10 protein-coding genes are annotated in these 9,273 nt (G+C 63.7%); 6 read left to right on the top strand and 4 right to left on the bottom strand.

The annotated features are described in order from the left end of the window. Positions 1-699: 699 nt before the first annotated feature. Entirely contained in the window at positions 700-1,671 is a 972-nt protein-coding gene (locus tag U4012_RS27335) for a LysR substrate-binding domain-containing protein (protein WP_321802281.1), read from the bottom strand. A 136-nt stretch (positions 1,672-1,807) separates the two neighbouring features. On the opposite strand from U4012_RS27335, the gene U4012_RS27330 reads away from it, so the two are divergent. Both U4012_RS27330 and U4012_RS27325 read left to right on the top strand, forming a co-directional pair. Beyond that, the gene (locus tag U4012_RS27330; RefSeq protein WP_124521810.1) at positions 1,808-4,108 is read left to right on the top strand and encodes an NADP-dependent malic enzyme; all 2,301 of its coding nucleotides are present in this window, start codon (positions 1,808-1,810) and stop codon (positions 4,106-4,108) included. 123 nt (positions 4,109-4,231) lie between these two features. Then, positions 4,232-4,960, top strand: a complete 729-nt coding sequence (locus U4012_RS27325) for a transporter substrate-binding domain-containing protein (RefSeq protein ID WP_321802280.1) — start codon at positions 4,232-4,234, stop codon at positions 4,958-4,960. Between the two features lie 92 nt (positions 4,961-5,052). On the opposite strand, the gene U4012_RS27320 is transcribed toward U4012_RS27325, so the two are convergent. Further along, positions 5,053-5,211, bottom strand: a complete 159-nt coding sequence (locus tag U4012_RS27320; RefSeq protein WP_321802279.1) for a hypothetical protein — start codon at positions 5,209-5,211, stop codon at positions 5,053-5,055. Between the two features lie 26 nt (positions 5,212-5,237). Here U4012_RS27320 and U4012_RS27315 point away from each other — a divergent pair, with 26 nt between their 5' ends. Continuing rightward, positions 5,238-5,795 carry a DUF6891 domain-containing protein gene (locus tag U4012_RS27315; protein ID WP_321802278.1) on the top strand — a complete coding sequence of 186 codons (558 nt, stop codon included), beginning with the start codon at positions 5,238-5,240 and terminating at the stop codon, positions 5,793-5,795. Positions 5,796-5,990: 195 nt separating this feature from the next. On the opposite strand, the gene U4012_RS27310 is transcribed toward U4012_RS27315, so the two are convergent. Further along, positions 5,991-6,518: a 2'-5' RNA ligase family protein gene (locus tag U4012_RS27310; RefSeq protein ID WP_321802277.1), complete on the bottom strand. Its 528-nt coding sequence runs from the start codon at positions 6,516-6,518 to the stop codon at positions 5,991-5,993. A 79-nt stretch (positions 6,519-6,597) separates the two neighbouring features. After that, positions 6,598-7,164 (bottom strand): nucleotidyltransferase family protein, encoded by a 567-nt coding sequence (locus tag U4012_RS27305; RefSeq protein ID WP_321802276.1) that lies wholly within the window; start codon positions 7,162-7,164, stop codon positions 6,598-6,600. Between the two features lie 214 nt (positions 7,165-7,378). Between U4012_RS27305 and U4012_RS27300 the strand changes: the two genes are divergently transcribed. From U4012_RS27300 to U4012_RS27295, 3 genes are all read left to right on the top strand, one after another. Further along, positions 7,379-8,044 (top strand): hypothetical protein, encoded by a 666-nt coding sequence (locus U4012_RS27300; protein ID WP_321802275.1) that lies wholly within the window; start codon positions 7,379-7,381, stop codon positions 8,042-8,044. A 145-nt stretch (positions 8,045-8,189) separates the two neighbouring features. Next, on the top strand, positions 8,190-8,339 hold the full coding sequence (locus tag U4012_RS36000; RefSeq protein ID WP_415750406.1) for a MerR family DNA-binding transcriptional regulator: 150 nt from the start codon (positions 8,190-8,192) through the stop codon (positions 8,337-8,339). Positions 8,340-8,431: 92 nt separating this feature from the next. Further along, positions 8,432-9,196 (top strand): HEAT repeat domain-containing protein, encoded by a 765-nt coding sequence (locus U4012_RS27295; RefSeq protein ID WP_415750407.1) that lies wholly within the window; start codon positions 8,432-8,434, stop codon positions 9,194-9,196. Positions 9,197-9,273: the final 77 nt, after the last annotated feature.

Genomic DNA, 9,273 nt, shown 5'->3' with positions numbered 1-9,273 from the left:
GCCGCCGGTGCGGCGGCCACGATCAGCCATGCGAAATGTTTGAATGTGAGTCGCAAAATCAAGCTCGCCCCCTCCACGTCTCGACCGCCCGCTGCATGCCTCGCGAGCGCGCACGTTGTGTCCGCATCGATCGAAAAAACATCCGGGCCCTCGCCGCGCCAGGCGCGAGCAGGTTGCCCGACATCCCGATACCCTTCCGGCAAACGACTGCTTGCCGATCGCACCGCACACGCCGGCGCATTATCGTTGGCCGGCAACCCATGCCATCACGGCAGCGATGGTGCAACGCATACCATACGAATCGACATGCACGCGTCTGACGTTGATAATCCGCCGAACTGCGACGGAACAAGCGACAAAGACGATGGAATCGATACGGTACGCGGCCGCCGCGAGCCTTCCTTGTGGACCGATTATGAGGGTAGGACAAGCACCGCTCGATGAACAACCACTATTTGGAAATCCACCCATGCCGCTCGTTTCTTGATGACGGAATCGAGTCGTGCCAGCATCGGACTTGCCGCCTCTGTTGCCGGCCATGCGCCGTGACGATCCAGTGATGGTTGACGACGCAGTTGACGATGACGATCCATGCAATTGCAGCACGCCCGCCGCAGCACGCCATGTGAATCGGCGGACGATGAAAAGCGGGAATGACGCGGTTGCCGGCCGCGCACGTACCGGCCGGCACCCGAAGGCTTATCGCGGCGTTTCGACGTAGGTTTCCCTGCAGATCTCGCGCAGCGCCTGGACAAGCACATCCCGCGTCGGCGCATGCGATTCGGCGGCGCGGGTAAACAGCGCGATGGGCGGCAGCGTCCAGACCAGCGAGTAAGGCACGATCGCCACGCCGGCGATGCGCACCATTTCTTCCGCGATATCGGCCGGCACGATCGACACCGCGTCGTCGCTCGACGCGATCATTTCGCCGATCAGCTTCGACGAGTAGCTTTCGACGATCGGCACGGGCGGCGCGATGCCCGCCGACAGAAACAGGTCGGTCACCTGCTCGCGCATCGGCGTGTGGGGCGCGCCGAGAATCCAGTCCAGCGCGTGCAGCTTCTCCCAGTCGAGCTTCGTGCGGGCCAGTTTCGCGGCGAGCCGCCGGCTCGCGATCATGCGGGGCTGCTGCTGGTACAGGACTTCGAAGGAGACCTGCCCCAGATCGATCGCCGACGACGCCCGCCCGATCACGAGATCGACGCTGTGGTCCTTGAGCTGCAACAGCAGCTGATCGCTGGTGCCCTCGTGGATCGTCACGGTCAGGCGCCGTTCCATCCGGGACTGCAGGCGCTTGAGCGCCGCCGACAGCATCTGGCCCGAAATAAACGGAATCACGCCGATATGCAGGTGCGCCGCATGGCCGGCGGCGACCGCCTCCATCTCGCGCGCGAGATGGTCGAGATCCTTCAGCATCGCCTTGGCGCGCTCGAGCACGACCGAACCGAGCGCGGTCGGCCGCATCCCGCGCGACGAGCGCTCGAACAGCTGCGTGCCGAACATGCTTTCCAGCTCGGACAGCGCATTCGTCACGGCGGGCTGGCTGCTGGCCATGTGCTCCGCGACGCGCGTCAGCGACCCGTGCTGCTGGATCTGCAGCAACAGCATCAGGTGCCGCATCTTCAGGCGCGCGCCAAGCCGCCTGACCACGTCGTTCGCGTCGAATGTCATTGCCGTACCGCCGCACCATCATGAAAAAGTGATGGACCGATATTAAAACAGAATCATCTCCTTATGGCCGATCCCTAGAATCACCTCCATGGATCGCGTCGGGACTGGCCTGACGCGCACGCCCGGACCCGACAACATGAAACAGACAGAGACCCAGCAGCAGGCCGCGTACGACTATCACGAGTTTCCGACCCCGGGGAAGATCTCCGTCGTCGCCAGCAAGCCACTCGTGACGCAGCGCGATCTCGCGCTCGCCTACACGCCGGGCGTCGCCAGCGTCTGCGAGTCGATCGCCGCCGAGCCGCTGAACGCGCACCGCTTCACGAGCCGCGGGAATCTGGTGGGCGTCATCACCAACGGCACCGCCGTGCTGGGTCTGGGCAACATCGGCGCGCTCGCGTCCAAGCCGGTCATGGAAGGCAAGGCCGTGCTGTTCAAGAAGTTCGCGGGGATCGACGTGTTCGACATCGAGATCAACGAGACCGACCCGGACAAGCTCGTCGACATCATCGCCGGCCTCGAGCCGACCTTCGGCGGGATCAATCTCGAGGACATCAAGGCGCCGGAGTGCTTCACCGTCGAGCGCAAGCTGCGCGAGCGCATGAAGATTCCCGTCTTTCACGACGACCAGCACGGCACCGCGATCACCGTCGCCGCCGCGTTCATCAACGGGCTGAAGGTGGTCGGGAAGTCGATCAAGGAAGTGAAGGTCGTGACGTCCGGTGCCGGCGCGGCGGCGCTGGCGTGCCTGGACCTGCTCGTCGACCTCGGGCTGCCGGTCGCGAACATCTGGGCGACGGATATCGAAGGCGTCGTCTATCGCGGCCGCACCACGCTGATGGATCCGGCCAAGGAACGCTTCGCGCAGGAAACCGATGCGCGCACGCTGTCCGAAGTAATCGGCGACGCGGACGTGTTCCTCGGGTTGTCGGTCGGCGGCATCCTGAAGCCGGAGATGCTGAAGGCGATGGCCGCGCGGCCGCTGATCCTCGCGCTCGCCAACCCGACGCCGGAGATCTTCCCCGAACTCGCGCACGCGACGCGCGACGACGTCGTGATCGCGACCGGCCGCTCGGATTTCCCGAACCAGGTCAATAACGTTCTCTGCTTCCCGTACATCTTCCGCGGCGCGCTGGATGTGGGCGCGACGACGATCACCCGCGAAATGGAAATCGCCGCGGTTCACGCGATCGCCGGCCTCGCGCAGGAAGAGCAGAACGATATCGTCGCCGCGGCCTACGGCGGCGACGAAGTGTCGTTCGGTCCGCAATACCTGATTCCGAAGCCGTTCGATCCGCGCCTGATCGTGCGTATCGCGCCGGCCGTCGCCAAGGCGGCGATCGAAGGCGGCGTGGCGACGCGTCCGCTCGCGGATCTCGACGCGTATGTCGAGCAGCTGCAGCAGTTCGTCTACCACTCGGGCGCGTTCATGAAGCCGCTGTTCGCGACCGCGCGCCAGCTCGTGCGCGACGGCGGCAAGGCACGCATCGTGTTCACCGAAGGCGAGGACGAGCGTGTGCTCCGCGCGGTGCAGGTGATCGTCGACGAGAAGCTCGCGCGCCCGATCCTGGTCGGCCGGCCGGAGGTGCTGCTCGCGCGGATCGAGCGGTTCGGCCTGCGCCTGCGTCTCGGTCAGGACGTCGAGGTGACCAATCCGGAATACGACGAGCGCTTCCCGCAATACTGGACCACGTATTGGGAACTGCGCTGCCGCGACGGCATCTCGAAGGAAATGGCGCGCGTCGAGATGCGCCGGCGCCTGACGCTGATCGGCGCGATGATGGTGCGGCTCGGCGATGCGGACGGGATGATCTGCGGGACGGTCGGCGAGTATCACAATCACCTGCGCTTCGTCGATGAAGTGATCGGCAAGAAGCCCGATGCATCGACCTACGCGGCGATGAACATCCTGCTGCTCAACCAGCGGACGGTCGCGCTCGTGGATACCCACGTGAACGACAACCCGGATGCGGAGCAGATCGCGGAATTCACGATCGCGGCCGCGCGGCAGATGGAATGGCTGAACCTGACGCCGAAGGCTGCGCTGCTGTCGCGGTCGAACTTCGGGTCGGGCAGCGCGGCGTCGGGCGTGAAGATGCGCAAGGCGCTCGAGATCATCCGCGCGCACGCGCCGGATATCGAAGCCGATGGCGAGATGCATGGCGACTGCGCGCTCGATGAGGCGCTGCGTGCGCGGCTGCTGCCGATGTCGCCGCTGAAGGGCGCGGCGAACCTGCTCGTGTGCCCGAACGTCGATGCGGGGAACATCGCTTACAACCTGCTCAAGACGGAAGCCGGCAGCAACGTCGCGGTCGGGCCGTTCCTGCTGGGGGTCAATGCGCCGGTGAACATTCTCACGTCGAGCGCGACCGTGCGACGGATCGTGAACATGACGGCGTTGACCGTGATCGAAGCGAATCGGAACGTGGCGGGTTGAGTGCGGCCCAGGTAGTCGCATGATGGGGCCGGCTGCGGCCGGCCCTGTCCTGCGAGCGAAGTATTAGAATCGTCGGCAATCGGCTGCCGATTCGGCGGCCGTCCCTGCTCGCGAGAAGACGCGATGAAGGTAACGATTGCATACCTCGACGAACCGCCATTTGGATGGACGGAACCGGACGGCACGGCAACCGGTGCCGACCTCGATCTTGCCGGCGAGATCCTTCGGGCGATCGGTGTCACGCGGATCGAACCTCACCTGACGACGTTCAGTGAACTGCTGCCCGGTGTCGCCGCAGGCCGCTGGGACATGAACGTTCCGCTCTTCGTTACGCCGGAACGCGCCGCCATGGTCGCGTTCAGCGTACCCGTGTGGGGAATCGCGGACGGCTTTCTCGTTCGTGCCGGAAACCCGAAGCAACTGACCGGCTATGCGTCGCTTGCCGCGCGTCCCGATGCACGTCTTGGCATCATTACCGGACAGGTACAGCACGACTCGGCGAAAGCCGCGGGCGTGAGCGAGCATCAGATCACGCTGTTCGACCGGCAAGCCGATGCGATCGAAGCGGTGCGCGCCGGCGCGGTCGACGCGTACGCCAGTACCGCGCTCGGACTTCGGATCGTGGCGAAGCGGATGGGCGGTGCATTGCTCGAGGCCGTCGCGCACGAACCGCCAGCGGGCCGGATACACCACCGGCCGCCGTTGGGCGCCTTCTCGTTCAATCGACAAAACAGCGCGTTGCTCGATGCAGTCAACCGGCAGCTGCGCTCGTATCTGGGCTCGCAGGAGCATCGCGCGCGCATGGCGGGATTCGGATTGAGCAGTGCCGAAATCGATCCTGCCCTCCGCTGAAACGGTGCCGCGACGATGAGCACCGGCAACTGGACAAGCGCATTCGACATGGTGATGCTGGAAGCTGCGCATCGCGCACGCTTGTACTCGTGCTAGTGCTCGCGAAAGCGGGCGACGCGGCTGGCGCGCGTCGAGACGCCGAACCGTTTTCCGGAGGGACGTTCGCTGCTCGACACGGTTTCAATACGCCGGTGCGAACTGTCGAGCAGGACTGTCGCTGGCGGATAACGGCCGGCAGCGGCGTTGAACATCGAAGACGACACCTGGAGACCATGACGTGACGGACACCGAAAAATACGTGATGGAGTGCATCACCAAATGGGTCTGGTCAGGCTTTAACGACCCCGATGATGTCCGGGAAATGATGGAGGACATCCTGGAGCCGGACTGCGACGCGGATCGGCTGGAAGGTTTCATCGAGTCGGAATTCGAGCGCAAGGCTGCGGCAGAACGGTCCTGGCCTCGGGAGACGGATTGCGATCGGCTGGATCGCGTGTTCGATGAACTGGACGACGACGGCATCTGCGCGCTGTCGAACGCCGGATACACGATGTCGGATGGCCACTCGGACGTTTCGGAAGCCGTGCAGGACGCGCCGCAAGGGTGCTATCACGGGTACTGCTTTTATCACGGACAGGATGTCGAAAGAGCGCTGGATGGACACGGCCTCACGATCGCCTTCGGCGACCTCGCCGGCGACGACGCGCGCGGTGCGGTAGTGGGCCGCCAGGTCGCGGAAGCGCTTGCGCGGGCCGGGTTCGAAACGTGCTGGAACGGGTCTGTCGCCAGTCGTATCGAGCTTCCATCGTTCGACTGGAAGAGACGCCATCGGTAGCATCGGGTGTATAGGCCGGGATCTGACCGGTCGGTCGACGTCAGATTAGGTCTCGGATAATACGACTGTTCGTCGCCAATGGCGGTGATCGACCTGAAGCGGACGGTCAGCTTTCTACAAAGCAGCCATTCGCTTCAGATGGGCCAGACGCATAGTCCCATGGAACAGTCCAGACCGGACTGCGGTCGATCGTCACTACACGTAGACATTTGGAAGATCAATCACATGCATCTTCCTCCAGCGGCCCGACGAGTTCCCCAGCAGAGCGACAGCGCTACAGCACGTTCGAATCGCCTCCCGCGCAGACAGACGATGTTCGAGCTCGACGGCAGCCAAATGTGCTGTCACGGCATCGCCGTGTGCGACAGTCAGATGTGGGACGATGCCATCGTGTGCGCCCCCATAGGGGCGAAACATGGGGAATCGCTCGACCAGCGCAGTCGTCAAGGCGACAAACGGTTCTGGCGGATCGGGAGCAAGATAAGTGGTGACCGCAAACCGCTCGACCTTCCTCAACGAAAATTCGAACGGCCGCACGTTACTCAGCGCGCTTCGTGCCTCATGAAGGACATCGGGCGTAATTTCGTCAGGCGGCATGAAGGGAAACAGGACCGTGATATGCGCCGGCACGCCCAAGTCAGAGGTAGCATCAAACCGGCTCCGAAGGTCCGCTACTGTCGACTCGGCTGCGGGAACCTCAACGACGAACGCTGTTGTGAGCATTCGGGAATCCTCTCGCGTCGATTGACCATTTATGGTCGACTTCCGTCGGTAACTCGCCCTTTGACTGCCTGCGGCATCTCTAAATGATGATGGTCACACGGGGCCAGCGGTCCTTGTATCTTTTCTGCTGGATTCGCTGAAGATAGGTATCAATGCTGACACGCGCTGGATTGCGTCGTACCACCATGGAAAAGAGGTCGTCGAGCCCGTATGGCGCGCAGACATCAATTGTCCCGTCACGGAGCAAAGTCAGTCCTACCGTCGTCGTGTACTCCGGCCAGGACGCAATGGCTTCGGCCAGTGAACTGAAGGGGGGCACCGGATGCCCAAAGGCGCTCTCGAACCAGAGATGAACAGCGGCCTGATTCGTGACCTCCCACGGAATTTCGGGACACTGCGCGGTGAGGCTGCGCTGGATTTCGGCATCGCGAATCGACGACAAGTCGGACGGGTCGAAGTAGGCTAAATCGACGTCAGCTAGGCGTGTCGGAGTCACATATCCATGGAGCGAGTCCCAGACCAAATTGCGAATGGCCCCTGCGCCAATGCACCAGGATTTCAGGCCCATTGCACGTGCCGCCGACAGCGCCGACAGACACCAAGATGACTGTCGGGCTATTTCGACTAATCTTTCATTGAGATTCATCGCGGATCTACGCAGCCTAAACGAGCAGCACTGCTCAGATTGTCATCAAATCCGGCCGCACTGTCGAGTGACCGGAACTGGCCGCCCGTCACCCGCGGAGGAAGCGATGATCGGCCCCACGAACGGCTGCCTGGGCGTGCAATTCGCCCCTCGCCAGAAAACCCTTGACCTTGTCACAGTGACAAGGCGTCCACTGTCGGGCGAGGAGGCGTTCATGACCCGTCACTATCCCCCGACTTCCCGTCACGCACTGACCACGGCACTCGAGCATCCGGACGCTTCGCTCCGTCTTGCGGCTGCGCTGGGTGCCGGCACGGCTCCCGATCCAGGCCAGATCACGCTACTGGTGAAGCGTTGCGGTGTCGAACCGGATTTCTTCGTTCGCGACATGCTCACCTGGGCGCTCACCCGGCATGCGCAGGATCTGACCTTGCCATTGCTGCTTGACGAGCTGCGCTCGCCGTTGGCGCAAGCGCGTAGCCAGGCGCTGCATACGCTCTCGAAGATCGGCGACCCCGCAACCTGGTCAGCGATCACGAGCGGGCATCTACATGACCCCGATCCTGAGGTGGCACGAACTGCGTGGCGCACCGCGGCGGGGCTGGTGCCGACCTGGCAACGAGCCGCCTTGGCACGCGAATTGGTTCGCGAGCTGGGCCGCGGCGACAAGGACCTCAAGCGCAGTCTGAGCCGGGCCTTACTCATGCTTGGAGACGACGCCATGGCCCCGCTCGATGCGGCGGCCCGACACACGGACCCGGCGGTTCGCGTTCATGCCTGCGCGAGCCTCAGGCTCATCGCGGACCCGGAGAGTGCGTTTGTGCTCGATCCAGCCGATGCGTGGCGCGCAGGTGCACCGTTGCCCTACGCCGACGAATAGTCGGGTTGACGGCGATCGATGTGATGAGCCACGTGTTGGCCGAGGTGATGGAAGCCGTTGGCGGTTTGTTAGAATCTTCGAGGCTCGATGGGAGCCAAGGCCGAGACACGACGCGGCGTGAACCAGATGACACCGGAGACAAGTGATGCGCATCAGCGAGTTGGCCAATCGTTCCGGCGTCAGCGCGCGCATGCTGCGGCACTACGACGCGATCGGACTGGTCAGCCCATCGGGACGTACGGAAGCGGGATACCGCGAGTATTCGCAAGCGATGCCTTGCGCCTGTTCCAGGTAGAGAGCCTGCGTTCGCTGGGCCTTGGGCTGGCCGAGGTGCGTCAGGCGCTCAGCCAACAGGCGCCTCACCCCGATGTGCTCATTGACGCGCTGATGATTCGCAGCCGCGAGCGGCTGGCCGCAGAGCAAGCGTTGCTTTGCCGGCTGACTTCTGTGTCCGCCACCTCTCCCGATGATTGGTCAGCAGTGCTTGAGGTCGTGCATCTGTTGAAAGGACTGGAGTCGACGCATGCGCCTGAGAGACAGCGTGCTGCGTTTGACGCCGCGTCCAGCGATGCCCCGCTTGGCGCGCTCATCGCCCACGCACTGCTCCAGGAACAGGAGCCGAATGTCGCAGGTGCGCTGCACTGGGCGCTGGGAAGAACCGTAGGCAGCGGCGCCAGCGTACTTGGCGCGGCGCTTCAACAGCCCGATCCGGCAGTACGCGAACGGGCCGTGCTCGCGCTGGCGAAACTCGGCGGTTCCGATGCGGTGGAGACCTTGCGTGGCTCGCTCCTCGACCCCGCGGAGCGCGTGCGGTATCGCGCTGCGCGGGTGCTTGGCGGATGGGGGATACGCGACGCCATTCCCCTGCTGATCGAGCAGGTTCTTGGCGGGACTCACGATGTCGAGGCGGCCGATGCGTTAGCCGATTTGGCGGAAGACCCCGCGATCGCCAGGCAAATTGTGGAGCGCTTTGAAGCAGCGATCTCGGACGGTCGAGCCGATGTCCAGACCCGTGTACGTGTTTGCCAGGCGCTCGCCGAATTCAATGGCGCGGCGTCGGCCCTGCTTGCCCGGCTGGCCGCCGATCCAGACCCGTCCGTGGCGCGCAATGCGCGTTACGTAATCGGTATTCGCAACGACGCGCCAACGTAGTCGAGTTTGAGTTTGATAGTCGGCATCTTCCTTGGAGGCGAATGCCCTCGTTTCCTGTCTCTCCCGGATCTGTCGGC

Origin of the sequence: Burkholderia sp. BCC1988 (assembly GCF_905339895.1) — a bacterium.
Classification (GTDB): domain Bacteria; phylum Pseudomonadota; class Gammaproteobacteria; order Burkholderiales; family Burkholderiaceae; genus Burkholderia.
Note: the sequence above shows the minus strand (reverse complement) of the source record. Positions and strands in the feature narration are given on the sequence as shown.